We start from the raw sequence: 23,270 nt of genomic DNA on the forward strand, positions 1-23,270 counted from the left end.
CGTCATGGCCGAAATCGTTCTCGACAAAGTCACCAAGCTCTACCCCGACGGCGCAGCGGCGGTGAGCGACGTCGACATCACCATCGCCGACGGCGAGTTCATCATCCTCGTCGGGCCGTCCGGTTGCGGAAAGTCCACCACCCTCAACATGATCGCCGGTCTCGAGGACATCTCGTCCGGCGAGCTGCGCATCGCGGGGGAGCGCGTCAACGAGAAGGCACCGAAGGATCGCGACATCGCGATGGTGTTCCAGTCGTACGCGCTGTACCCGCACATGACGGTGCGGCAGAACATCGCCTTCCCGCTGACGCTCGCCAAGCTCTCGAAGTCGGAAATCAACAGCAAGGTCGAGGAGGCAGCCAAGATCCTCGATCTGAGCCAGCATCTCGACCGCAAGCCGGCGAATCTCTCCGGTGGTCAGCGTCAGCGAGTTGCCATGGGCCGCGCCATCGTTCGTACACCCAAGGCGTTCCTGATGGACGAGCCGCTGTCCAACCTCGACGCGAAGCTGCGCGTGCAGACCCGCGCCGAGATCTCGCGTCTGCAGAAGCGGCTCGGCACCACCACCGTGTACGTCACCCACGACCAGACCGAGGCCATGACCCTCGGCGATCGCGTCGTGGTGCTGCGCGGCGGGTTGGTGCAGCAGATCGGTTCTCCGCAGGAGCTCTACGACAAGCCGCGAAACCTGTTCGTGGGCGGCTTCATCGGATCGCCCTCGATGAACTTCGTTCCCGGACAGCTCACCTCGAACGGTGTCTCGACCGCGTTGGGCGATATCGACATCCCGCTCGAACGGATGGATGCGATCAAGGCCAAGAACCCCGGCCGCGAGGTGGTCGTCGGCATCCGCCCCGAGCACTTCGAGGACGCGGCCCTGATCGACGGCTATCAGAAGATGAGCGGTGCCACCTTCACCGCCACCGTCGATGTGCTCGAGTCGATGGGCAGCGACAAGTACGTCTACTTCACCCTGAAGGGTGCGCGCGTCGAATCCAGCGAACTGCAGGAACTCGCGGCCGATGCGGGCATCGCCGATCTCGGTGGCGCACAGGTGGTTGCGCGTCTGGCCGCCGAGTCCAAGGCCGCCGAGGGTGGTCAGGTGGAACTGTGGTTCGACCCGGCGAAGATCTCGGTGTTCGACCAGGCCTCGGGTGCCAACCTGACGCTGTAGAGCGGCTGCGCCGCATGTGAACGAAACATCGTAGTGGACTACGAAGTTTCGTTCACATGCTCGCTGCCTGCACCGACCACGACCGACTCGTGAGCCGCCGGAGTGCTCTTGATGGCCATCGCCACGAACGCGACCACGAGGCAGGCCACCGCGCCTGCGGCGAAGGCTGCGGTGTAGACGCTCTCGCGGGCAACGACCGTCCCCTCGATGGTGAACATGGCGAGGACGGTGGTCAACGTGGCGCTCGCGATCGAGGTGCCGACTGTCCTGACGATCGAATTGACGCTGTTCGCCACGCCGGTGTCGGCGGCGCTGACTTCGGCCATCAGCAGGTTGGGCAGCGCCGCGAAGGCGAGGCTGACGAACATGTTGATGACGATGCCTGCGGTGATCAGCTGCCAGGTGTGATCGTGGGCCAGTGCCACGAAGGCGAACCCGATCAGCCCGATCACCGCTCCTGCGATCAGCACTCGGCGGGGCCCGAACGATCGGATGAGTCGACCGCTGATCACCGCGGCAACCACTCCCACCGCAGCACCGGGTAGCAGGTACACGACGCTCGCTTCGAGAACGTTGGCGGTGAAGCCGTAACCGGCGACGGCGCGTGGGGTCTGCACGAAGTACGAGCAGGCGAGAAAATTGACGAACATGCCGATGCCGACGAAGAGCGTGGCGACGTTGGTGGCCAACAGTGGACCGTGAGTGAGCATGCGGGGCGCGACGAGCGGTGCATCGATGCGCTTCTCGAAGATCCACCAGACCGTTCCCAACAGTGCGCCTGCGACAGCGCAGCCGATGGTGGCCACCGAACCCCAGCCCCACGTCCGGCCCTGGGTGAGGGCGAGGAACAGCAGCAGAAGAGTGCCGGCCAGGAGCACGGCACCCCACCAGTCGACGGATCCGCGGGCGTGTCGTGGTCGTACAGGCACGCCGAACCAGGCAATGGCGAGAGCGACGACGACGATGGCGACGGTGAGCCAGAACACGCGGTGGTAGTCGGCGCCGTCGGCCGTGAGCAGCCCCGTCAGCACCAGTCCGAATCCGCCGCCCACGCCGAGCGTGCCGGACAGGATCGACATGGAGCCGACGAGTGCGCGGGGTGGCATTTCGTCGCGCAACACGGCAAGAGCGATGGGGAACAGGGCGTACGAGACGCCCTGCAGGATACGGCCGACCAGCAGCCAGACGAGTGAATCGGTCAACGCTGCCAACAGCGACCCGGCCAGCACGACAGTCAGGACGCCGACGAGAACGGGTCGTTTACCGTGCAGGTCGGCGAGCCGGCCGATGACGGGGGTGGCGATGACCGCGGCGAGGAGATTGGCCGTCAGTACCCAGCCCGCTGCCGTGGTGCCGACGCCGAGCTGGGTACCGATGGTGCCCACGATGGGCACGACCATCGTCTGCAGGACGGCGAGAGTCATCACGATGAAGCAGAGTCCGGGCAGCAGCGTGCGGCGGGTGGACATGGAGGAGCTACCTCGTTACGTGTGAAAAACGAACCGAATCGAACACAAATGTTGAACGCATCTAAGTAATTGTCGGCTACGGCTCGACCGTGGGGCTCGCGAGGGCGTAGTCCTACGGCCGGTTCGACGGGGTCATTGGCCCCGGTTGGGCTTCCCCAGCGCTTTCTGCCGGAGTTCGCTGACGATTTCGTCGTTCCAGACGTGTTCGCGTACCAGGCGGTAACGCTCCCGGCTCATCCACAGGTACGCCTCCGCGTCGGTGCGATCCTCGAGAATTTCGGCCGCGCGCACCATGCGCACCACCGGCAGGTACTCCTCACCGAACCAACGCCGCGCGACGGTACCGCGGTCGACGAATTCGCCGACCTCCTGCATCAACCGGAATCCCCACGCCTCCACCGATTCGCTCAGCTGGGCGTAGTCGAAGGGGTCGGTGACCTGTACGGCCTCGCGGGCCCGGCCCACCAACGGCACTCGACTGAGGAAGATGCGCCGGTGATCCTTGATCAGCAGGTCGCCGCGTCGAGTGATGCCCTCGGGTGAGATGCGCGTGATGATCTCGGTGACGACGGCATCGATCGACGTCCGGTGCATCGCGAAGGCGATGGAGACTCGGTGATGACCGTCGACGACGAAGTGCATCCCACCGATGCGGTAGACCTGGATCGGCGGCATCGCCTCGCCTCGGCGTTGAGCGGCCGCGAGTCGCTGCCAGCGTTCGCGGATACGCGCTGACGTCGGCCGGAAGAATCGATCGAAATCGCGCGTGCGATCGACACTTCCGACGATGGTGTCGACGCGGATGACCTGCAGGCCGAGGTGACGCTCGCCCACCTTGCCGAGGGCGGCGACCACCTCGTCGAACGGCAGAATGGTGTTGACGTCGTCGGGTTGACGCCGGAGCCACCCGACCAGCCGGGCGACGTCGGCGCGTCGGCGCTGGCGGGTGAAGTCGTTCTCCGCATCCGCGGCCGGAAATCCGGTGTCACGTGCCATGTCTGCGCCTCACGATCTTCGGTGCCTCGAAATCCGTTCTGCTGTCGCCCGGTTCGATCTCGAGAAGGGTGTATCCGACGGTGTTGATCACCGCGGCGTCGTGCAGGGTCAGATCGTCCGGGGTATGACCGTGCGGATGAATATGACCGTGCAACAACAACTGTGGGGAGAGTCGACGCGTCACCTCGTTCAGGCAGTCGAAACCGATGTGCGCGGGGTCGGTGTCGTCGCCGACCCCGAGCGGTGGACTGTGGGTGAGCAGAATGTCGACGGGCCGAAGATCCTTGCGCACGGTGCGATGCCACGCGAACGTTCGGGTCAGGGTGCGTGAGCGCCGACGTTGCTGCCGTTGGGTCCACTGATTGGGCCCACCGTTGTAGCGGATGGACCCGCCGAGACCGGCGATCCGCAGACCGGCCGCGGAGACGATGCGACGGTCGACGTTGACGGCACCGACCGGTCCGGGCCAGGTGGCGGGCAGCCCGGCGCGCATCCACCCCGCGCGCCCGGCCGAGTATCCGGTGAGGTCCGCGTCGTGGTTGCCCGGGACGAAGACGCACGGCGCGTTCAACGCGTCGGTGAGGTACTCGAGGTAGTCGAAGGGGAGGTCGCCCGCGCCGAGGATCAGGTCCACTCCGAGCGACTTCACCTGCGGACTCCACAGTGATTCGATCGTTTCGTCGGCAACTGCGAGAACGGAGACCACGGGTACGACGGTACCCACCTCCGGTGCGGGGGCACCTCCGAACGGACTTCTCGGGCATCGGTGGTGTTGGATGGGTCAGGTGAGCGACAGTGTCATTGCAGCGGTACGCGCACATCTGGTGACCGAGATCGGCGACGACAACCCGTCGTCGGCGTCGGTGACGTTCCTCGGCCTCGAGTCGCTGGACGTCCTGAGATTCGGCGCGGACTCCGACGTGGTCCGGTACGCCAGTCTCGGCTGTTCTCGGCACCCCATGGCCGACCCCAACGAACTCGTTGCCGATCCCTCGCGGGGCCCCCGTGCAGAACTGGTGCTGACTCTTCGCGGTGGGGCAGGCGTGGCGTCGGGCGTGCACAAGTCCTTGGCCGTGCTCGCCGCGTCACCCGCGGTGGAGGGCGTCGTGCTCGTCGAGGATGCGCTGCTCGATCTGGGTGAGCCGCTGTGGACCAACGCGCCGTTCACTGCCGTGCTGCTCGGTGACAGTGATATCGCGGATCTGACTCTGCCCGAGCCCTACGATCCGGTTCGCTTTCTGGCTGCCGTGCCTCTCACCGGCACCGAGGCGGCCTGGGTGCGGTTGCGCGGCGCGGACGCGCTGCGCGAGGCGTGGACGGAAGCGGGAATCGACGTGCGCGATCCCAACCGGTCCGCAGCCAGCCTCTGATCCGCCCCTACTGCGCGTAGGACGCCAACTCGGGTTCGGCGTCCACCGAGTCGTTCTCGAAATGCTGGGGAACGCCGAGGCCGTAGGCGAATCCGGTGATCGACGATTCCAGCGTGTAGCGCAGCTGGGGCATCGTCGTGGTGAAGCACAGGTTCTTCGAAATGCGTTTCTGCGCAGCGGGTCCGTCGTGGTCGAGTGCGTCGAGCACGATGTTGTACGCGACGTTGTCACCGAGAATGCCGAAGTGTTCGACCGGTCGTAGTGGGCAGATGTCCTGCACGGCGATGTTCGACGCTCCGGCAAGGGTGCTCGCGCGCGGTTGCGGATAGATCAACTCGTCGAATTGCGTGTAGATCGAGGTGTAGCCCGGCCCGTCCGGCAACGGACGCGCCGCCAGCGCGGTGAGGAACTTCGATCCGGTGGCGATCTGCCAGTTCGCCGGCGGGCACTCCTGCGCGTCGTCACATCCCGACCGTGCCGAGTCGGTGCCGTTGTACGGGGTGGCGAGCGAGATGAAATCCGACACCAGGGCAGGCAGGTCCGGCCAGAACGTCAACGCCCACAGCTCGTCCAGTGGGCCGTGCTGGTGACCCATCATGACCACCTGGCGACCGCTGTCGGCGGCCATCGTGCGGACGGCGTGCACTACATACTGGGCGGCGATCTGCAGGTCGCCGTACCCCTCGTCGGGGAAGGAGAGGCTGCACACCGGTATCCCTGCAGCGGGCAGTGATCGAAGATAGTTCCAGCCGAAGGATTGCTGATCGGTGGCGAAGGCCGGGGTGAGCAGGACCGGATCGCGGGTGGCGTCGCGCAGATCGGTGGTGCACGTGAGGGCCTTGTCCAGTTCGGCCGCCGCGACGGTCAGCGGCGGGCCGACGGCCGCCTGCCCTGGTTCGGAACCGGTCTCGGCCGATGCTGCCGCCGGGGTGAACGAGCAGAGTGCGGCGACGGCCGAGGCCACCGCCAGAGCGCGGATCTTCATCGTTACCTTCCGAAATGAACTGCACGTCTTGTGCAGTGTCATCCGGTGAGGGCCGGGGGGCTCAACACCCGTGGAGCTTCGGGGGAATCGCCAACAATCGCGTCCGCACGTTGGACGATGTCCAATTTCCGAACGTTGCTAGAGCCAGTCGTTCTTGTGGAACGTGCGCCACAATCCGAGACACACGCACAGGACGATTGCGACCATCAGGTGGTAGCCGTACGTCCAGTGCAGTTCGGGCATGTTGTCGAAGTTCATCCCGTAGATGCCCGCGACCATCGTCGGCACAGCGGCGATCGCCACCCACGCCGAGATCTTGCGCATGTCCAGGTTCTGCTGCATGGTCACACGCGCCAGCGCGGCGTCGACGAGTGAGCTGAGCACCTCGTCGTACTCGGAGATGCGCTCGGCCACCGTCGTGTGATGGTCCTGTACGTCGCGCAGATAGCGCCGCACGGCTTTGGGGACGCTCGGCTCCTGCACCAGCCGCGCCAGCGGCGTCGACAGCGGTGTCACCGACCGGCGAAGCTCCACCACCTCCCGCTTGAGGAGATAGATGTTCTCGATGGGCACGTGGTGGTGCGGCGAGAACACCTCCTCCTCCATCCCGTCGACGTCTCGCTCGATCGATTCGGTCACCGCGAGATACTCGTCGACCACGTGGTCTGCCACCGCGTGCAGCACCGCCGACGGTCCGAGCGCGAGTTGTTCGGAGTTCGCTTCGAGACGCTGACGCACGCCGGCCAACCCGGAATGCTCACCGTGCCGGACGGTGATGACGAAGTCACGGCCGACCATCACCATGATCTCGCCGCTCTCGACGATCTCGTTGGCGGTCGTCACCGACTCGTGCTCGACGTACTTCACCGTGCGCAGCACCAGGAACGCGACGTCGTCGTAGCGCTCGAGTTTTGGCCTCTGGTGGGCGTGCACGGTGTCCTCGACCATCAGCTCGTGCAGCCCGTAGCACTGAGCGATGGCACTCATCTGGTGGTCGTCGGGCGCGTGCAGACCGACCCACACGAATCCCTCGCCGCGGGCCCGCACCTCTGCGATGGCCGAGGTGTGGGTGAATCTGCCGGGCAGCCGGGCGCCGTCGACATAGACCGCGCTGTCGACGATCGCGCGGGCCGTGGGCACCGGAATTCGCGGTGTCGGCTCGTGATCTGCCTTGGCGGTACGTCGATGCAGTGAGGGCAGCGACGGGCGAGGTGGAAGGGACGGCATGGCGGGCAATCGTACGCCAGCAAAACGACGAGAGAGTGGGCCTGAAACACTGTGCAGGTGCTCATCGATCTCCACACCCACTCGACGGCGTCCGACGGCACCGACAGCCCGGCCGAGCTGGTCCGCGCCGCAGCCGGAGCGGGACTGTCGGTGGTGGCTCTGACCGACCACGACACCACCGCGGGCTGGGACGAGGCTGCCTCTGCGCTGCCGTCCGGACTGACGCTCGTGCGCGGTATGGAACTCTCCTGCAGTGGACGAGGCGAGGACGGCGAGCCGGTTCCGGTGCACCTGCTCGCGTACCTGTTCGACCGGGCGAACGAGGCATTCGCCGGGGAGCGCGCTCGTCTACGGAGCGAGCGGGTGACGAGGTTGCGTGCCATTGCCGAGAAGATGGCGGCGGACGGTTTGCCCATCGACCCCGACGCGGTGCTGGCCTCGGCCGGGGAGGCGGCCGGGCGACCGCACCTGGGCCGTGCGCTGATCGACGCCGGGTACGTTCCGAACATGGACGCTGCGTTCGCAGGTCCGTTGGCGACCAGCGGCAAGTACTACGTCGAGAAGGTCGACACCCCCCTCGAGGTCGCGGTGGACATGATCGCCGCGGCGGGCGGTGTCAGTGTGCTCGCGCACGCAAGAGCTCGTGCCCGCGGCCGCATCCTCGACCTGGATCACATTCGCGAACTGGCAGCTCGCGGTCTCGGCGGAGTGGAAGTGCACCACATGGATCACTCGCCGGAGGACACCGCGGTGATGGCCGATCTCGCCGAGGAGCTGGATCTGATCGTCACCGGATCCTCGGATTACCACGGAACCAACAAGACGGTGAAGCTGGGCGAATACACCACCGCCCCGGAGCACTACGACCGACTGGTTGCGGCGGCCCGCCCATGACATTCGACGTGACGCTCTACCTCACGGTGCTGATCACCCTCTTCGTCATCATGGACCCCCCGGGCGCGATCCCGGTGTTCCTGTCGCTGGTGGGCCTCAAGAGCAAGGAAGCGCGCAACAAGGCCGCGTGGCAGGCACCGACGGTGTCGCTGACCGTCATCTCGGTGTTCGCGATCGGCGGCCAGGCAATCCTGAGCTATCTGCACATCGGTATTCCGGCACTGCAGGGTGCGGGCGGGTTGCTGTTGCTGCTCATCGCCTTGTCGCTGCTGACCGGAAAGGGCGCGGGCGGAGACACCGCCGCGGAGGACGTCAACGTCGCACTCGTGCCGCTCGGGACTCCGCTGATGGCCGGCCCCGGTGCCATCGCCGCCGTGATCGTCTACGTCAGCCAGGCCGACGGTGACGCAGGATCGTTGCTGGCAATTGCCTTGGGCATCATCACCATTCACGTTCTGTTCTTCCTCGTACTGCGATTCTCCACGGCACTCATCCGGCTGCTCGGAGAGGGCGGTATCTCCCTGTTGGCCCGCATCGCGGGACTGTTGCTCGCTGCCATCGCGGTGCAGTTGATCGCGGACTCGGTTCGCGGATTCGTGGCCGGCGGATGACCGGGGCAGGGGCCGGGTTGCGATTCCTGCGCGGGCTCAGCGGCATCGTCACCGCGGGACTCGTGGTGCTCGCCGTCGCCGTCGCCGTCACGCAGTATCTCGGCCACACTCGCGGTTTTCCGGGGCCGGGTGGTCTCTCGGTCGCCGCGCATATCGTCGCCGCGGTCGTGGCCGTGATTGCCCAGCGCATCACCGATCACCGTCGCGGATTTGCCGCGTTTCTCGGGGCGATGGTCGTGTTCGTCGCTACCGGCCTCGTGCTGTGGACGCAATGGTGGCAGTGAGAACCCGTTCCTGACTCTGTGGTCAGGTAGGGCGACGATGTGGCACACTGGGGCACCGACAGGGCTACAGCCCATCGCTGATCGTGCAGGCGTACCCGCCTCACATGCGAGACACGCTCTCGGCAGTTTGCAGCCAGCACTGGCGCACTCCGAGCGCCCTCATCCCCATCATCATCACTTCGTTGACATGCGTCGCCTTGCTGGTCGAGGTCGACAGTGCGAGGAGCTTTCACCGTGACGGCAGTCGAAGACAGCACAGCAACACCCACCACACCGGCCCTTCCCGCCGGGATCACCGACGAGGAGATCTTCGCCGGGCACCTCGGCGGCAAGCTGTCGGTCGAGTTGGCGGCACCCCTCGAGACCCAGCGCGATCTGTCCATTGCGTACACGCCCGGAGTCGCCCAGGTCAGCCGCGCCATCGCTGCCGATCCCGCGTTGGCCAAGCGATACACCTGGACCGATCGCCTCGTCGCCGTCATCTCCGACGGCTCCGCAGTGCTCGGTTTGGGCGACATCGGTCCTCGCGCGTCGCTGCCGGTGATGGAAGGCAAGGCCGCGCTGTTCAAGAAGTTCGCCGGTCTCGACTCCATCCCGATCGTGCTCGACACCAACGACGTCGACGAGATCGTCGAGACCATCGTGCGCCTGCGGCACAGCTTCGGTGCCGTCAACCTCGAAGACATCTCGGCACCGCGCTGTTTCGAGATCGAGAAGCGCGTCATCGAGGCACTCGACTGCCCCGTCATGCACGACGATCAACACGGCACCGCGATCGTGGTCCTCGCCGCGCTCAACGGGGCCGCGAAGATTCAGGGCCGCAGTACCTCCGAGCTGAAGGTCGTCATCTCCGGAGCCGGGGCAGCGGGCGTCGCGTGCGCGAACATGCTGCTCCTGGCCGGCATCCGGGACGTGGTGGTGCTGGACTCGAAGGGGATCGTCTCCTCCGACCGCCACGACCTCACCAGCGTCAAGACCGATCTCGCGGCACGCACCAATCCCCGTGCGCTGTCCGGCGGAGCGGCCGACGCCCTGGCCGGAGCCGATGTGTTCCTCGGTCTGTCCGCGGGCAAGGTCGACGAGAGCTACATCGCATCGATGGCCCCGGACTCCATCGTGTTCGCGTTGTCCAACCCGGATCCGGAGATCCACCCCGAGGTGGCGCGGAAGTACGCCGCGATCGTCGCGACCGGACGCAGCGACTTCCCGAACCAGATCAACAATGTTCTCGCCTTCCCCGGTGTGTTCAAGGGCGCGCTCGACGCGGGTGCCCGCCGCATCACCGAAGGCATGAAGCTCGCCGCTGCCGAGGCAATCCTCTCGGTTCTCGGCGACGAGTTGGCTGCGGACAAGATCGTGCCCAGCCCACTCGATCCTCGTGTCGCCCCGGCCGTTGCGGACGCAGTTGCGGCAGCAGCGCGAGCCGAGGGCGTCGCGTAGGAAAACGGAAAGAAAACACCGGCGAACCCGGCCCCCACCCGGGCCTGTGGTTCGCCGGTGTCTTTTCGTCGTCGGACGAGTCAGACCTTCGCGAGTCCGGTCGGCATCCGCCGCAGACGACCGGTTCCCGGAACGGACGACCAGACAGCAAGGGCGAGAAGGCCGTCGACGATCAAGGTCAGCAGCGCCACCAGAATGGCACCGACCAGAACGCGGCCGTAGTCGTAGAGCGCAAGCCCGTCGAAGATGTAGCGGCCGAGCCCACCGAGGTTGACGTAGGCCGCGATGGTCGCGGTGGCGATGATCTGCAGGGTGGTGTTGCGCAACCCGCCGAGGATCAGAGGCAGCGCGTTGGGGATCTCCACCCGAAACAGCACTTGGGTTTCGGTCATCCCCATCGCACGTGCGGCGTCGACGACGTTCGCGTCGACGTTGGCGATGCCGGAGTACGTGCCGGCCAACAGCGGAGGAATGCCCAGCAGCACCAAGGCGATGATCGGGGGGACGAGACCCAATCCGATCACCAGAACCAGAAACACGAGAATGCCGAGGGTCGGCAGCGACCGCAGCGCGTTGACGAGTCCGACGATGACGGCCTCGCCGCGGCGTAGGTGACCGATCAGCAGACCGGCGGGAACCGCGACGGCCGCGGAGAGCAGCACTGCCAGCAGGCTGTACCACATGTGCTCGATCAGTCGTGCGCCGATTCCCGTGGGACCGGCCCAGTTTCCGCCGTCGAGGATGTACGAGAACGCCTCGGAGAAGAGATTCATGCGCGTGCCTTCTTCTTCGATGAGCCCGTGCTCAGCCGCGTCCACGGAGTCAGTCGACGGCCCAGCAGGTACAGGGCTGCGTCGAACACCAACGCCAGGAACACGATCGAGATGATGCCGGCGAAGATCTGGTCGGGATAATCGCGCTGGTAGCCCTGGGTGAAGAGCTGCCCGAGACCGCCGATGCCGATCACCGAGCCCACCGAGACCAGCGAGATGTTGGTGACCGCCACGACTCTGATGTTCGCGATCAACACCGGAAGTGCCAGTGGCAGTTCGACGGCCACCGCTCGTCGCAGCGACGAGTAGCCCATCGCCTGGGCGGAGTCGACCACCGCGAACGGTACCGAATCGAGTGCCTCGGGCACCGCCCGCACCAACAGGGCAGTCGAGTACACCGTCAGAGCGATGACGACGTTCAACGGATCGAGTACCGGTAGACCGACCACTGCAGGGATGGTGACGAACAGCGCGAGCGACGGCAGGGTGAACGCGATACTGGCCACTGTCAACGTGATTCGGCGAACCCAGCGAGTGTTGCGAATGACGGTGCCCAGTGGGATGGCGATGACCAGCCCGACGAACAACGGGACGAGCGAGAGATACAGGTGTGTCTTCGTGTAGCCGAGTACGACATCGAAATTGTCGAACAGCCAGGTCACTGTTCGGTGTCCCCGGTAGCGAGGAAGTGGTGCCGGTTGCGCTCGGAGTCCTCGGCCTTGCGTTGGACTGCAAGGTTTTCGAGGATCTCGGCACCGTCGACGCTACCGACGGCCGCGCCGGATGCATCGACCGCAACACCGATTCCCGACGGCGAGGAGATGGCCGAGTCCAGTGCCTGCCGCAGGTCGCCGCCCTCGAGGAACAGAGATCCTCCCGCCGCCGTGCTCTCGTCGATGCTTCGGCCGTCGCGCACCTTCTCGACACCGGTCGCGTCGATCCACCCGAGCGGGCGACGCTGCTCGTCGACCACCAGGACCCACTGTCCCTGATCGAGGCGTAGACCGTGAATCTCGTCCTGCGTCGCCGTGTGGATCGGGTGCATCGTCACCGACTGTGCCGAGCGGAACGACAGGCCCCGGTATCCGCGATCTCGACCGACGAACGACGCCACGAACGAGGTTGCGGGGGCAGCGAGTACGGTCTCCGGCTTGTCGTACTGCTGCAGTCGGCCCTGCGGACCGAAGACGGCGATGTTGTCGCCGAGCCGGACGGCCTCGTCGATGTCGTGAGTGACGAACACGATGGTCTTCTGCAGGTCGGCCTGCAATCGCAGCATCTCGGTCTGCAGTTCCTCACGAACCACCGGGTCAACCGCACTGAAGGGCTCGTCCATCAACAGGATCGGCGGGTCGGCGGCGAGTGCGCGGGCCACCCCCACCCGCTGTTGCTGCCCACCGGACAGCTGCGCCGGGTATCGCGAGGCGAACGCCGGGTCGAGCCCGACGCGCTCGAGGACGTCGAGCGCGGCCTTGCGTGCGGCACGACGGGATTCGCCGTTGAGCACCGGCACCGTCGCGACGTTGTCGACGACGGTGCGGTGGGGCAGCAGCCCGGCACTCTGGATGACGTACCCGATGCCGCGACGCAACTTCACCGCGTCGGTGTCCGCGATGTTGCGACCGTCGACCGTGATCACGCCCGAGGTCGGTGCGATCATGCGATTGATCATCCGCATGGAGGTGGTCTTGCCGCACCCGGACGGCCCCACGAACACGGTGAACGAGTGTGGCTCGATCACCAGGTCCAGGGAGTCGACCGCCGTGGTGCCGTCCGGGTACGTCTTGTTGATCTGCTCGAAGGTGATCATCAGCTGACCGGCTGGTCCAGACCCTTGTCCGCGACCCAATCCGCTGCTGCTGCCGCGGGTTCGACCTTCTCGTCACCGGACACTCGCGTGTTCAGCGCAATCAGCTCCTCGGTGGTGATCTGCGCCGACACGGCGTCGAGCACCTGGGTGAGCTTGTCCGACTGCTTGGACGTGCGCAGCACCGGAATGATGTTCTGCGCGGCGAAGTTGTTCTCCGGGTCCTCGAGGACGACGAGATCGTTCTGTGCGATCGAGGGCGCGGTGGTGAAGATGTCCGCTGCGACGACCTGCCCGGAGACCAGCGCCTCGACCGTGGCCGGGCCGCCGCCGTCGGAGATCGGGATGTAGTTGCCGGGCGCGATGTCCAGGCCGTACTTGTCGCGCAGACCGGGCAGACCGCCGGTGCGCTCCTGGAATTCCGGGGTACCGGCGAAGGTCACCTCGGACGAGAACGGAGCGAGGTCGCCGATGGTGGTGAGGTTGCGCTCGGTGGCGGTCTCACGAGTGACGACGACGGCATCCTTGTCCTCGCCGGGAGCCTGCGCCGTCACGGTGAGTTCGTCACCCAGTGCGTCGGGTAATGCGGCCAGAACGTCCTCGGAGGACGTGGCGGTGGCGGATTCGTCCAAGTACTGCAGCAGGTTTCCGGTGTAGTCCGGGATCAGATCGATCGACCCGTCGCGTAACGCAGGGATGTACGCCTCGCGGCTGCCGATATTGAGCTTGGTGCTCACGTCGAAGCCGTTGGCGCGCAGCGCCTCGGCGTAGATGTTCGCCACGGTCTCGGACTCGGGGAAGTTTGCCGAGCCGATGATGATGGAGTTCGTGTCGCTGTTGCTCTCGCCGCCACCGCTGGACAGTGGGTCCGAATTTCCGCCGCAGGCGGTCAGTGCGGTGACCGAGAGAGCGAGTGCGGCAACGGCAGCCACTGCCCTCGGAGCGGAGAACGCGCGCGTGATTCGGGAGGTGGTCATGATGTCCTTCCATCGGTTCGGGCACAGTCCTACCCATCTCCTTCGACCCCACTCGCGCTGCGGGGGTATCGAAGGAACCAGGACTCGGGCTGCTCGGGATGGTAGTCGAATTCGGCGTGCCCATAAGGTTGGTTCGACTACCGTCTCGTTCGCACTAGTGCCCCGCGGCCGAGATCGGTAAACCATCCGGGCAGTGAACAGGAGAAAATGACAGTGCGTTCGTCGGTTCTGGTAGCCGCCCTGACGATGTCGATCGCCGGGCTGCTCGGCGGTTGCAGTGCGGGCGCGTCGACCGACCCGGCTTCCGGGCCCATAGTCGTCGGAGCGGGCAGCACCGACCTCTCGCAGCTGCTCGCCCAGATCTACGCCGGGGGGCTGCGGTCGACGGGAACGGACGTCGAGGTGAAGGAAGACCTGGGAGATCGGGCCGACTACCTCGCGGCGCTGGACCGCGGTGAGGTGACGATGGTTCCCGATCTGACCGGGGACCTGCTCCGCACCTTCGACGCCACATCATCGGCAACCGAGGCCGAGGACGTGTACACCGAACTGAACCGATCACTGCCCGCCGGGTTGTCGGTGGGGGACTACGCGACGGCAGAGGATCGGCTTGCCATCGCGGTGGCGTCGGGCAATGCGGTGGACGACGGAACGACGGTGGCCGAATTTCTGCGTCGTACCGACGTGACGGTAGGGACGGTCGAGGGGGAGGTACATCCGATGGACGTCAGGACAGAGGGTGTGGGCAGCCCGAGCTTCACCGGGGCCGGCTTCTCGGAGTTCATGGTGTATCCGGACGCACAGTTCGCCGTCGACGAGCTGAATTCCGGGGCGGTGGCCGCACTTGCTATTCGCACCGCGTCGTTCGGCCCGCTGGCGAAGGACCTGACAACGCTGCCCGACGACGACAGCGTCTACCCAGCGCAGAACGTGGTGCCGCTCTATTCCAACGGGGTGCTCGAGGAGAGTGCGCTCGAGTCGTTCTCGGTGGTGGCGGGGGAGCTGACGACAGCGGACCTCGCCGACATGATCGGCGAGGTCCGCAGTGGTGTTCCGTCAGGCGAGGTCGCCGGTCGCTGGCTCGGTGAGCGCAACCTGTGACGCTCCGACCGCTGGGGTGGCTCTGACCTTGCGGCCGAGGTACGAGCCCATGTGCTGGACGGCCTGAGCCGCCTCACGCAGGATCGATGCCTGTAGATGGGCCACGTGCCAGAGCTTCTTGTACTCCACGTGCTCGAGTTCCACGCCCGACAGTCGCAGCTTGTCCGCGAACGCGGTGATCTGCGCGTACAGCACCTCGTCGGTGCCGACGTGCATGACGATCGGCGGCAGGCCGTCCAGGTTTCCCAGCAGTGGGGCGAAGCCCTGGTCCAGTGGATCGCCTGCACCCAGATAGGCATCGGCCGAGCTGTACGACCATCCGGTGTTGACCACGAGATCGCGATCCTTGACGGCGTCGCGCGCACCGGGATCGACCCAGGGCGAGATCAGCCCGAGGGCCGCCGGGCTGGTGCCGTCGTCCACCAGCCGCCGGGCGGTGGCGACGGTCAGACCGCCACCGGCCGAATCGCCTGCGATGGCGATGCGCTCGGCTGTGAATCCGTGGGATCGGACCAGCTCGCGGAATGCCGCCACGGCGTCGTCCAGACCTGCCGGGTACGGGTTCTCCGGGGCCAACCGGTAGTCGAGCACGTAGACCGCGCTGGCCGATTCCCGCGCCAGATGCGCCGCGAGCGACCGGTGCGTGTTGATCGAACCGATCGTGTATGCGCCACCGTGCAGGTAGAGGATTGCCGTGTCGCGTTCGGTCGCACCGACGGTGACACGCTCGGCTTTGCGTCCCGCGAGCGTCAACTTCTGCGAGACCGTTCCGTGCGGAAGGGTCTGCGCCGGAGCCGCGGCCTCGAGAAGTGCCCGCTGCGCCCGGAAAGACAGGCGCGGATTGAGCGCAAGGCGGTAGAACGGCTTCAGTGCCGCCGCGACGATCGGCAGGGGAACGTAGAAAGACTTCACGGGCGCGCCTACTTCTTCGTGCGCGGCAACGCGCGCTTGGATACCGCCGCGATCAGGCCCTGGTATCGCGAACCGGTGATGCGCTGCAGCAGATCGAGGGCGATCGCGTCGGAACCGATGAGCACGCGGCCCTTGCCCTTCTCGACGCCCTTGAGAATGGTCTTCGCCGCGTCGATCGGGGTGGTCTTGGCGAGCTTGCTGTCGAAGAACTTGGCCACGTCGGCCTGATCGAAGTTCTCGGCGACCGTGGCGTTGCGGGCAATTGCGGTCTTGATGCCGCCGGGATGCACCACGGTCACCTTGACCGGTGCCTTGGAGATCAGCATTTCCATCCGCAACGACTCGCTGAATCCGCGGACGGCGAACTTCGCAGCGTTGTACGCGGACTGCGACGGCATGGCCAGCAGGCCGAAGAGGCTGGAGATGTTGATGATGTGGCCGTCGCCGGAGGCCTGGATGTGCGGCAGAAATGCCTTGGTGCCGTTGACGACTCCCCAGAAGTCGACGTCGACGATGCGCTCGATGTCCTTGAACGAGGACTTGTCGACGTCACCGTGGTACGCGATCCCGGCGTTGTTGTAGATCTGGTTGACCTTGCCGAAGTGCGCGACGACGGCCTCGGCGTAGTCCAGTACGGTCTCGCGCTGGGACACATCCAAGAAATCCGACTTGACCTCGGCACCCAACGCCTCCACGCGTCGGACCGTCTCATCCAGTCCTGCGGTGTCGACGTCGGACAGTGCCAACTTCGCTCCCCGCCCGGCCAGCTCGAGGGCCAGAGCCCGGCCGATTCCCGAACCCGCGCCGGTGACTACGGCGACCTTGCCTGTGAATGTGCTCATCGTGCGGACACCTTGTCTGTGTTGTTGCCGGCGGAGGTGTTGGCCGACGATCCGGAGGGCAGGTCTGCGGTAGCGACGCTACGGTACGCATCGAGATCGAAGTTCTTGGTCATTCTGCGGAACTCGAAGGTGAAGCCCGGCCACAGTGTCGTGTTGTTGCCGTGCTTGTCGAGGTACCAGCTGGCGCACCCGCCGTTCATCCAGACACTCTTGGACAGCTGGTCCTGCAGGGTGACGTTGTATTCGTCCTGCACGTCCTTGCGCACCTCGATGGTGCCGATGTCGTGCTTGTCGATGGTGTTCAACGCGTCGACCAGGTAGTTGATCTGCGACTCGATCATGAAGACCATCGAGGTGTGTCCGAGGCCGGTGTTGGGCCCCACCAGGAAGAACATGTTGGGGAAATTGGCGACCGCTGCGCCCTTGTAGCCCTGCTGGCCACCGTCGTCGAAGGTTTCGGCCAACGTGCGACCGTCCTTACCGGTGATGCCCTGGTAGGCGGGGGAGTCGGTGACGTGGAAGCCGGTGGCGACCACGAGCGCGTCGATCGGGCGCTCGGTGCCGTCCTTGGTCACGATCGAGCCCTCGCGCACCTCTGCGATGCCGTCGGTGACGAGGTCGACGTTGCTCTGGGCGAGTGCCGGGTAGTACGCGTTCGAGATCAACATGCGCTTGCAGCCGATGCGGAAGTTCGGCGTCACCTTGGCGCGCAGCGCCTTGTCCTTGATCTGGGTGCGCAAGTGGTTCTCCGACGCCCACTGCAGGGGCTTCATGAAGGCCGGAGCCTTGGCCAGACCGACGACCTGGGTCTCACGCATCGCGTAGATGCCGGCGCGAGAGAGACGCTGGAATCCGGGAACGTGCTTGAAGGCGAAGCGCTCCAGCTTGGTGTACGGCCGATCGGCGCGGGGAAGGATCCACGGCGCGGTGCGCTGGTACACGTCGAGATGCTGTACCTGGCCTGCGATGGCCGGCACGATCTGAATCGCCGACGCACCGGTGCCGATGACGGCGACGCGCTTGCCGGCGAGCGAGACGTCGTGGTTCCACTGGGCGGAGTGGAAGACGTCGCCCTTGAAGTCGTGAATGCCCTTGATGTCGGGCAGGTTCGGCTCGCACAGTGCGCCGACGGCCGAGACGACGATCTTCGCGGTGTAGTTGCCGGAGGTGGTCTCGACATCCCAGCGGTTGGTCTCCGCGTTCCAGCGGGCCGAGGTCACGTCCGTGCCGAATACGTGCTTGTCCATGACGCCGTACTTGCGCGCGACTCCGGCGATGTACTTCTGGATCTCGGGCTGCGTGGAGAACGACCGGGTCCAGTCCGGGTTCAGGGCGAACGAGTACGAGTACAGGTGCGACGGCACGTCGCAGGCGGCACCGGGGTAGGTGTTGTCGCGCCAGGTGCCGCCGACATCGTGGCCGCGTTCGATGACGACGAAGTCCTTCTTGCCTGCCTTCGTCAGCTTGATCGCGGCACCGAGGCCGGCGAAGCCGCTGCCGATGATCAGCGTATCGACGTGACGCGGCGTCGTTGCACGGTCCGAAGTATCTGTTACGGGAAGACTCATGTAGGGGAGCGTAGAAGCTTATTGAGTGTGAGTCAATAGTTATTGACTAACATTCAGTAGAGTGGTTGCATGGCGTTCGTGAACAGCCCCGGCGCATCGACCACGAAGAGGACCAGGCTCAGTCCGCAGCAACGACGAGCGCAACTGATCGAGCTCGGGACCGAAATGCTCGCCGACCGCCCTCTCGAGCAGATCTCCGTCGAGGACATCGCAGACCAAGCAGGCGTCTCCCGGGGTCTACTGTTCCACTATTTCGCCTCCAAGCAGGAGTTTCACCTGGAAATAGTTCGTGAGGCGTCCCGGTCGATGATCGAGCGCACTGCTCCCGATCCCGAACTCGACCCCTTCGAGATCCTGCGCGACTCCATAGCCAACTACGTCGATTACGTCGCCGAGAAGCGCGATACGTTCATCTCCCTGCTGCGTGGCACCGCGAGCGGAGATCCCCTGATGCGCGAGGTGTTCGAGCAGACTCGCACCACCATGGCCGAGCGCACCCTCGCGCAACTCGCCGGACTCGACATGGAAGTGACCCCCACCATCGACCTCGCCGTCCGCGGTTGGATCGCCTTCGTGGAGGAAGCGACCATCACCTGGCTCCGGGATCCGCACATCACTCGCGAAGAACTCATCGACCTCAATGTCAACGCCCTGCCCGCCGTGGCCCTGGCACCGGGCATGATCTCCGCACTCCTGGGAGCCGACGCGGACACCGACGCTTGAGCGCCCCCGGCCCCGCCCCCGCCCCCTGATCCCCGCCCCTGACCGACGCCCCCTGCCCGGTGCCCTCCCCCGCCCCCCCTGCCGCGTCAATGGACCGTTGCACCCCTCAGACGTATGCGAGGGTCCATTCACGCACAACCGAGGTGTGCGTCAATGGACCGTTGCACTCCTCAGACACATGTAGTGGTCCATTGACGGTGAAGTCGGGGGAGCCCGGAAACGACAACAGCGGCCCACCCCCGAAGGAGTGGGCCGCTGTTGTTACCGAACTGTCTAGTCTTCGCCGACCTTGTTGAAGGCCTCGTCGATGATTTCCAGTTGCTCGACGGCATGCACCTTGCTCGATCCCGACGACGGGGCGGACATTGCGCGACGCGAGATGCGCTTGATGCCGACCAGCTTCTCGGGCATGAGCTCGGGCAGTGCGAGACCGAAGAAGGGCCACGCACCCTGGTTCGCAGGCTCTTCCTGAACCCAACGGAACTCGGTTGCGTTCGGGTAGCTCTCGAGTGCTTCCCGGATGCGGCGGACCGGCACCGGGTAGAGCTGCTCGACGCGAACGATCGCAACGTCGTCGCGATTGTCCTTCTGCTTGCGAGCGAGAAGCTCGTAGTAGAGCTTGCCGCTGACCATCAGCACTCGCTTGACCGCGCTGCGGTCGCCGGTGCCGGTGTCGTAGGTGGGCTCGTCGAACACCGAGTGGAACTTGCCGTCGGTGAAGTCCTCGATATTGCTCACTGCTGCCTTGTTGCGCAGCATCGACTTCGGGGTGAAGACGATGAGCGGGCGACGAATGCCGTCACGCGCGTGCCTGCGCAGCAGGTGGAAGTAGTTCGCGGGGGTCGAGGGGAGCGCGACGGTCATCGATCCTTCGGCACACAGCGTCAGGAAGCGTTCGATGCGTCCGGACGTGTGGTCGGGACCCTGACCTTCGTGGCCGTGCGGCAGCAGCAGCACGACGTCGGAGAGCTGACCCCACTTGGCCTCACCGGAGGAGATGAACTCGTCGATGATGGACTGCGCACCGTTGACGAAGTCGCCGAACTGCGCTTCCCACATCACCAGTGCGTCCGGGTTGCCCACCGAGTAGCCGTACTCGAAGCCGACGGCTGCGAACTCGCTGAGCGCGGAGTCGTAGACCATGAACTTGCCGGGGTTGTCGCTGCCGATGTTCTGCAGCGGGGTGTACTCGGCACCGGTCTTGCGGTCGATGATCACCGAGTGGCGCTGGGTGAACGTGCCACGGCGGGTGTCCTGGCCGGAGAAGCGGATGTTGCGTCCCTCGTCCACCAGCGATCCGAGTGCGAGCAGTTCGCCGAAGGCCCAGTCGACCTTGCCCTCGTGCGCCATCTCGCGACGCTTCTCGAGCACCGGCTTGACGCGCGGGTGCACGTTGAACCCGTCGGGAACGTCGAGGTGCGCATCGCCGATGCGGTGCAGCACGGCCTTGTCGACCGCGGTGGTGAGCTTGGCCGGCAGCTGCTGGTCGAGTTCGACCGACTCACTCGGCTCCGGGGTGTACTTCTCGAGTTCGCGTACCTCGTTGAAGACGCGTTCGAGCTGGCCCTGGTAGTCGCGAAGTGCGTCCTCGGCTTCCTTGAGCGAGATGTCGCCACGGCCGATGAGCGATTCGGTGTAGCTCTTGCGGACGCTGCGCTTGGTGTCGATCACGTCGTACATCGCCGGCTGCGTCATCGACGGGTCGTCGCCCTCGTTGTGACCGCGACGGCGGTAGCAGATCATGTCGATGACGACGTCCTTGTGGAACTTCTGACGGAAGTCCACCGCGAGCTGAGCGACCCAGGCACAGGCCTCGGGGTCGTCGCCGTTGACGTGGAAGATCGGCGCAGCGATCATCTTCGCCACATCGGTGCAGTACTCGGACGAACGCGAGAACTCCGGTGAGGTGGTGAAGCCGACCTGGTTGTTGACGACGATGTGCACGGTGCCGCCCGTGCGGTAGCCCCGCAGATCGGACAGGTTCAACGTCTCGGCGACGACGCCCTGGCCGGCGAATGCAGCGTCGCCGTGCAGCATCAGCGGCAGTACGGAGTAGCCGCCCTGACCGGTGCCCTTGTCCAGCAGATCCTGCTTGGCGCGGACGAGACCTTCGAGGACGGGGTCGACGGCTTCGAGGTGCGACGGATTCGCGGTGAGCGAGACCTTGATGTCGTTGTCGCCGAACATCTGGATGTACGTGCCCTCGGCACCGAGGTGGTACTTCACGTCGCCGGAGCCGTGTGCGGCGGCCGGGTTCATGTTGCCCTCGAACTCGGTGAAGATCTTCGAGTAGGGCTTGCCGACGATGTTGGCGAGCACGTTCAGACGGCCGCGGTGCGGCATACCGATGACGACCTCGTCGAGGGCGTACTCGGCGCTCTGGTCGATGACGGAGTCCATCATCGGGATGACCGACTCGGCACCTTCGAGCGAGAAACGCTTCTGGCCGACGTACTTGGTCTGCAGGAACGTCTCGAATGCCTCGGCGGCATTCAGCTTGCTCAGGATGTACTTCTGTTGCGCCACAGTCGGTTTGACGTGCTTGGCCTCGACGCGTTCCTGCAGCCACGAGACCTGCTCGGTCTCGAGAATGTGGGTGTACTCGACGCCCACGTGGCGGCAGTACGAGTCGCGCAGAACGCTGAGCACGTCCCGCAGCTTCATCTTGTCCTTGCCGTGGAATCCACCGACCTTGAATTCGCGGTCGAGGTCCCACAGCGTGAGGTCGTGGCTGATCACGTCGAGGTCCGGGTGCATCCGGAACTTGTCCTTGGTGAACTGCAACGGATCGGTGTCGGCCATCAGGTGGCCACGGTTGCGGTACGCCGCGATGAGCTCGAGCACGCGGGTGTTCTTGTCGACCGTGCCCTCGGGCAGATCCTTGCGCCAACGAATGGGCTCGTACGGGATCTTGAGCGAGTGGAACAGCTCGTCGTAGAACTCGTCGCTGATCAGCAGGTTGTGGATCGTCTTGAGGAAATCGCCCGACTCTGCACCCTGAATGATGCGGTGGTCGTACGTCGAGGTCAGCGTCATGAGCTTGCCGACGCCGAACTCGGCGAGACGCTCGTCGCTGGCACCCTGGAACTCGGCCGGGTACTCCATGGCACCGGCGCCGATGATGGCACCCTGACCGTTCATCAGACGTGGCACCGAGTGCACGGTGCCGATTCCGCCGGGGTTGGTCAGCGAAATGGTGACGCCCTGGAAGTCCTCACCGGTGAGCTTGCCGTCGCGGGCACGTCGCACGATGTCCTCGTACGCGTTGTAGAACTGCGTGAACGTGAAGTCCTGCGTGTTCTTGATGGCAGCGACGACGAGGGAACGGTTACCGTCCTTGCCGGGCAGGTCGATCGCGAGACCGAGGTTGATCGCGGCCGGGGTGACGGCGTTCGGCTTTCCGTCGACCTCGGCGAAGTGGCGGTTCATGCCCGGGAACGCCTTGACGGCCTGCACGATCGCATAGCCGAGCAGGTGCGTGAACGAGATCTTGCCGCCGCGGGTACGTGCCAGGTGGTTGTTGATGACCAGGCGGTTGTCGACCATGAGCTTGGCCGGGATCGCACGCACGCTGGTTGCAGTCGGAATCTGCAGCGAGGCAGACATGTTCTTCGCCACCGCTGCGGCAGCGCCACGCAGAATTTTGCTCGACTCTTCACCGAACTCTGCTGCGGCGGGCTTGGCGGGAGCAGACTTGGCGGGAGCTGCCTTCTTCTCGGCGGGCTTGGCAGCAGCGGCAGGCTTCGAGGCTTCGGCCTTGGGAGCGGCAGCTTTCGGTGCTGCCTTCGGTGCTTCGGCCTTGTCGGGAGCAGAGGCGGCCGGCTTGGCTGGGGGCGCGGGTGCTGCGGGGGGAGCGGACTTGGTCGAGCTACCGTTCGAGGCTGCGCCGTTACCGGCCGCACCGTTGGAGCCGGTGGTCTCGTCGGTCACTGCATCGGGGTCGTAACCGGACAGAAACTCGTGCCAGCTCGCGTCGACGGATGAGGGGTCCTTCTTGAATCGCTGGTACATCTCGTCGACCAGCCATTGGTTTTGTCCGAATTGGGTAGTAGAGCTGCTGCTCACGGCAGTAGTTCGCCTCGTTTCTGTCTTCGTTCCCGTTCAGCGCGCGTACGTG

General features: G+C 65.4%; 21 protein-coding genes. 8 read left to right on the plus strand and 13 right to left on the minus strand.

Features of this window, described 5'->3' with window-relative positions:
* The first annotated feature begins 4 nt into the window (after positions 1 to 4).
* The gene (locus tag MTX35_RS21185) at positions 5 to 1,174 is read left to right on the plus strand and encodes an ABC transporter ATP-binding protein (RefSeq protein WP_037191571.1); all 1,170 of its coding nucleotides are present in this window, start codon (positions 5 to 7) and stop codon (positions 1,172 to 1,174) included.
* Between the two features lie 38 nt (positions 1,175 to 1,212).
* On the opposite strand, the gene MTX35_RS21190 is transcribed toward MTX35_RS21185, so the two are convergent.
* The 3 genes from MTX35_RS21190 to MTX35_RS21200 form a co-directional block, all read right to left on the minus strand.
* Positions 1,213 to 2,643, minus strand: coding sequence for an MFS transporter (locus tag MTX35_RS21190; protein WP_243596857.1), 1,431 nt, complete (start codon positions 2,641 to 2,643; stop codon positions 1,213 to 1,215).
* Positions 2,644 to 2,775: 132 nt separating this feature from the next.
* Positions 2,776 to 3,639, minus strand: coding sequence for a chromosome partitioning protein ParB (locus MTX35_RS21195; RefSeq protein WP_243596858.1), 864 nt, complete (start codon positions 3,637 to 3,639; stop codon positions 2,776 to 2,778).
* Positions 3,629 to 4,345 (minus strand): metallophosphoesterase, encoded by a 717-nt coding sequence (locus tag MTX35_RS21200; RefSeq protein ID WP_243596859.1) that lies wholly within the window; start codon positions 4,343 to 4,345, stop codon positions 3,629 to 3,631. The genes MTX35_RS21195 and MTX35_RS21200 overlap by 11 nt, the downstream gene beginning before the upstream one ends.
* Positions 4,346 to 4,415: 70 nt before the next feature.
* On the opposite strand from MTX35_RS21200, the gene MTX35_RS21205 reads away from it, so the two are divergent.
* A complete protein-coding gene (locus MTX35_RS21205; protein WP_243596860.1) occupies positions 4,416 to 5,009 on the plus strand; it encodes a suppressor of fused domain protein in 594 nt (197 codons plus the stop codon).
* Positions 5,010 to 5,016: 7 nt separating this feature from the next.
* Here MTX35_RS21205 and MTX35_RS21210 read toward each other — a convergent pair whose 3' ends face one another.
* Together MTX35_RS21210 and MTX35_RS21215 are read right to left on the minus strand one after the other, a co-directional pair.
* Positions 5,017 to 5,994 (minus strand): lipase family protein, encoded by a 978-nt coding sequence (locus MTX35_RS21210; RefSeq protein ID WP_243596861.1) that lies wholly within the window; start codon positions 5,992 to 5,994, stop codon positions 5,017 to 5,019.
* A gap of 138 nt (positions 5,995 to 6,132) precedes the next feature.
* The gene (locus tag MTX35_RS21215) at positions 6,133 to 7,221 is read right to left on the minus strand and encodes a magnesium and cobalt transport protein CorA (RefSeq protein WP_243596862.1); all 1,089 of its coding nucleotides are present in this window, start codon (positions 7,219 to 7,221) and stop codon (positions 6,133 to 6,135) included.
* A 57-nt stretch (positions 7,222 to 7,278) separates the two neighbouring features.
* On the opposite strand from MTX35_RS21215, the gene MTX35_RS21220 reads away from it, so the two are divergent.
* The 4 genes from MTX35_RS21220 to MTX35_RS21235 all read left to right on the plus strand — a co-directional run bounded on the left by MTX35_RS21220 (position 7,279) and on the right by MTX35_RS21235 (position 10,450).
* A complete protein-coding gene (locus MTX35_RS21220; protein WP_243596863.1) occupies positions 7,279 to 8,115 on the plus strand; it encodes a PHP domain-containing protein in 837 nt (278 codons plus the stop codon).
* Positions 8,112 to 8,726, plus strand: a complete 615-nt coding sequence (locus tag MTX35_RS21225; RefSeq protein ID WP_243596864.1) for a MarC family protein — start codon at positions 8,112 to 8,114, stop codon at positions 8,724 to 8,726. The genes MTX35_RS21220 and MTX35_RS21225 overlap by 4 nt, the downstream gene beginning before the upstream one ends.
* Positions 8,723 to 9,010, plus strand: coding sequence for a hypothetical protein (locus MTX35_RS21230; protein WP_243596865.1), 288 nt, complete (start codon positions 8,723 to 8,725; stop codon positions 9,008 to 9,010). The genes MTX35_RS21225 and MTX35_RS21230 overlap by 4 nt, the downstream gene beginning before the upstream one ends.
* A gap of 234 nt (positions 9,011 to 9,244) precedes the next feature.
* Positions 9,245 to 10,450: an NADP-dependent malic enzyme gene (locus MTX35_RS21235; RefSeq protein ID WP_243596866.1), complete on the plus strand. Its 1,206-nt coding sequence runs from the start codon at positions 9,245 to 9,247 to the stop codon at positions 10,448 to 10,450.
* Between the two features lie 80 nt (positions 10,451 to 10,530).
* Here MTX35_RS21235 and MTX35_RS21240 read toward each other — a convergent pair whose 3' ends face one another.
* Genes MTX35_RS21240 through MTX35_RS21255 form a run of 4 tightly spaced genes read right to left on the minus strand, consistent with a single transcriptional unit; the run spans position 10,531 to position 14,007 of the window.
* On the minus strand, positions 10,531 to 11,223 hold the full coding sequence (locus tag MTX35_RS21240) for an ABC transporter permease (RefSeq protein ID WP_243596867.1): 693 nt from the start codon (positions 11,221 to 11,223) through the stop codon (positions 10,531 to 10,533).
* Positions 11,220 to 11,885, minus strand: coding sequence for an ABC transporter permease (locus tag MTX35_RS21245; RefSeq protein ID WP_243596868.1), 666 nt, complete (start codon positions 11,883 to 11,885; stop codon positions 11,220 to 11,222). Before MTX35_RS21245 ends, MTX35_RS21240 begins: the two co-directional genes overlap by 4 nt.
* On the minus strand, positions 11,882 to 13,033 hold the full coding sequence (locus MTX35_RS21250) for an ABC transporter ATP-binding protein (protein ID WP_243596869.1): 1,152 nt from the start codon (positions 13,031 to 13,033) through the stop codon (positions 11,882 to 11,884). Before MTX35_RS21250 ends, MTX35_RS21245 begins: the two co-directional genes overlap by 4 nt.
* Positions 13,033 to 14,007, minus strand: a complete 975-nt coding sequence (locus tag MTX35_RS21255; protein ID WP_243596870.1) for an ABC transporter substrate-binding protein — start codon at positions 14,005 to 14,007, stop codon at positions 13,033 to 13,035. Before MTX35_RS21255 ends, MTX35_RS21250 begins: the two co-directional genes overlap by 1 nt.
* Before the next feature lie 207 nt (positions 14,008 to 14,214).
* Between MTX35_RS21255 and MTX35_RS21260 the strand changes: the two genes are divergently transcribed.
* Positions 14,215 to 15,108 (plus strand): glycine betaine ABC transporter substrate-binding protein, encoded by an 894-nt coding sequence (locus MTX35_RS21260; protein WP_243596871.1) that lies wholly within the window; start codon positions 14,215 to 14,217, stop codon positions 15,106 to 15,108.
* Here the strand turns inward: MTX35_RS21260 and MTX35_RS21265 are convergent.
* The 3 genes from MTX35_RS21265 to MTX35_RS21275 are packed head-to-tail and all read right to left on the minus strand — an operon-like array spanning position 15,064 to position 18,430.
* Positions 15,064 to 16,020 (minus strand): alpha/beta hydrolase, encoded by a 957-nt coding sequence (locus tag MTX35_RS21265; RefSeq protein WP_243596872.1) that lies wholly within the window; start codon positions 16,018 to 16,020, stop codon positions 15,064 to 15,066. The genes MTX35_RS21260 and MTX35_RS21265 overlap by 45 nt on opposite strands.
* An 8-nt stretch (positions 16,021 to 16,028) precedes the next feature.
* The gene (locus MTX35_RS21270) at positions 16,029 to 16,862 is read right to left on the minus strand and encodes an SDR family oxidoreductase (protein ID WP_068053168.1); all 834 of its coding nucleotides are present in this window, start codon (positions 16,860 to 16,862) and stop codon (positions 16,029 to 16,031) included.
* Positions 16,859 to 18,430, minus strand: a complete 1,572-nt coding sequence (locus MTX35_RS21275) for an NAD(P)/FAD-dependent oxidoreductase (RefSeq protein WP_243596873.1) — start codon at positions 18,428 to 18,430, stop codon at positions 16,859 to 16,861. The genes MTX35_RS21270 and MTX35_RS21275 overlap by 4 nt, the downstream gene beginning before the upstream one ends.
* Before the next feature lie 69 nt (positions 18,431 to 18,499).
* Here MTX35_RS21275 and MTX35_RS21280 point away from each other — a divergent pair, with 69 nt between their 5' ends.
* On the plus strand, positions 18,500 to 19,153 hold the full coding sequence (locus MTX35_RS21280) for a TetR/AcrR family transcriptional regulator (RefSeq protein ID WP_243596874.1): 654 nt from the start codon (positions 18,500 to 18,502) through the stop codon (positions 19,151 to 19,153).
* Between the two features lie 273 nt (positions 19,154 to 19,426).
* Here MTX35_RS21280 and MTX35_RS21285 read toward each other — a convergent pair whose 3' ends face one another.
* Entirely contained in the window at positions 19,427 to 23,218 is a 3,792-nt protein-coding gene (locus MTX35_RS21285; RefSeq protein WP_243596875.1) for a multifunctional oxoglutarate decarboxylase/oxoglutarate dehydrogenase thiamine pyrophosphate-binding subunit/dihydrolipoyllysine-residue succinyltransferase subunit, read from the minus strand.
* Positions 23,219 to 23,270: the final 52 nt, after the last annotated feature.

Origin of the sequence: Rhodococcus sp. ARC_M12, from assembly GCF_022810385.1 — a bacterium.
Classification (GTDB): domain Bacteria; phylum Actinomycetota; class Actinomycetes; order Mycobacteriales; family Mycobacteriaceae; genus Rhodococcoides; species Rhodococcoides navarretei.

Excerpts from the sequence above, each read along its gene's own strand:
- MTX35_RS21185 (WP_037191571.1), top strand. The coding sequence starts at position 5 with ATGGCCGAAATCGTTCTCGACAAAGTCACCAAGCTCTACCCCGACGGC.
- MTX35_RS21190 (WP_243596857.1), bottom strand. The coding sequence starts at position 2,643 with ATGTCCACCCGCCGCACGCTGCTGCCCGGACTCTGCTTCATCGTGATG.
- MTX35_RS21195 (WP_243596858.1), bottom strand. The coding sequence starts at position 3,639 with ATGGCACGTGACACCGGATTTCCGGCCGCGGATGCGGAGAACGACTTC.
- MTX35_RS21205 (WP_243596860.1), top strand. The coding sequence starts at position 4,416 with ATGGGTCAGGTGAGCGACAGTGTCATTGCAGCGGTACGCGCACATCTG.
- MTX35_RS21210 (WP_243596861.1), bottom strand. The coding sequence starts at position 5,994 with ATGAAGATCCGCGCTCTGGCGGTGGCCTCGGCCGTCGCCGCACTCTGC.
- MTX35_RS21215 (WP_243596862.1), bottom strand. The coding sequence starts at position 7,221 with ATGCCGTCCCTTCCACCTCGCCCGTCGCTGCCCTCACTGCATCGACGT.
- MTX35_RS21225 (WP_243596864.1), top strand. The coding sequence starts at position 8,112 with ATGACATTCGACGTGACGCTCTACCTCACGGTGCTGATCACCCTCTTC.
- MTX35_RS21230 (WP_243596865.1), top strand. The coding sequence starts at position 8,723 with ATGACCGGGGCAGGGGCCGGGTTGCGATTCCTGCGCGGGCTCAGCGGC.
- MTX35_RS21240 (WP_243596867.1), bottom strand. The coding sequence starts at position 11,223 with ATGAATCTCTTCTCCGAGGCGTTCTCGTACATCCTCGACGGCGGAAAC.
- MTX35_RS21250 (WP_243596869.1), bottom strand. The coding sequence starts at position 13,033 with ATGATCACCTTCGAGCAGATCAACAAGACGTACCCGGACGGCACCACG.
- MTX35_RS21255 (WP_243596870.1), bottom strand. The coding sequence starts at position 14,007 with ATGACCACCTCCCGAATCACGCGCGCGTTCTCCGCTCCGAGGGCAGTG.
- MTX35_RS21260 (WP_243596871.1), top strand. The coding sequence starts at position 14,215 with ATGACAGTGCGTTCGTCGGTTCTGGTAGCCGCCCTGACGATGTCGATC.
- MTX35_RS21270 (WP_068053168.1), bottom strand. The coding sequence starts at position 16,862 with ATGAGCACATTCACAGGCAAGGTCGCCGTAGTCACCGGCGCGGGTTCG.
- MTX35_RS21275 (WP_243596873.1), bottom strand. The coding sequence starts at position 18,430 with ATGAGTCTTCCCGTAACAGATACTTCGGACCGTGCAACGACGCCGCGT.
- MTX35_RS21280 (WP_243596874.1), top strand. The coding sequence starts at position 18,500 with ATGGCGTTCGTGAACAGCCCCGGCGCATCGACCACGAAGAGGACCAGG.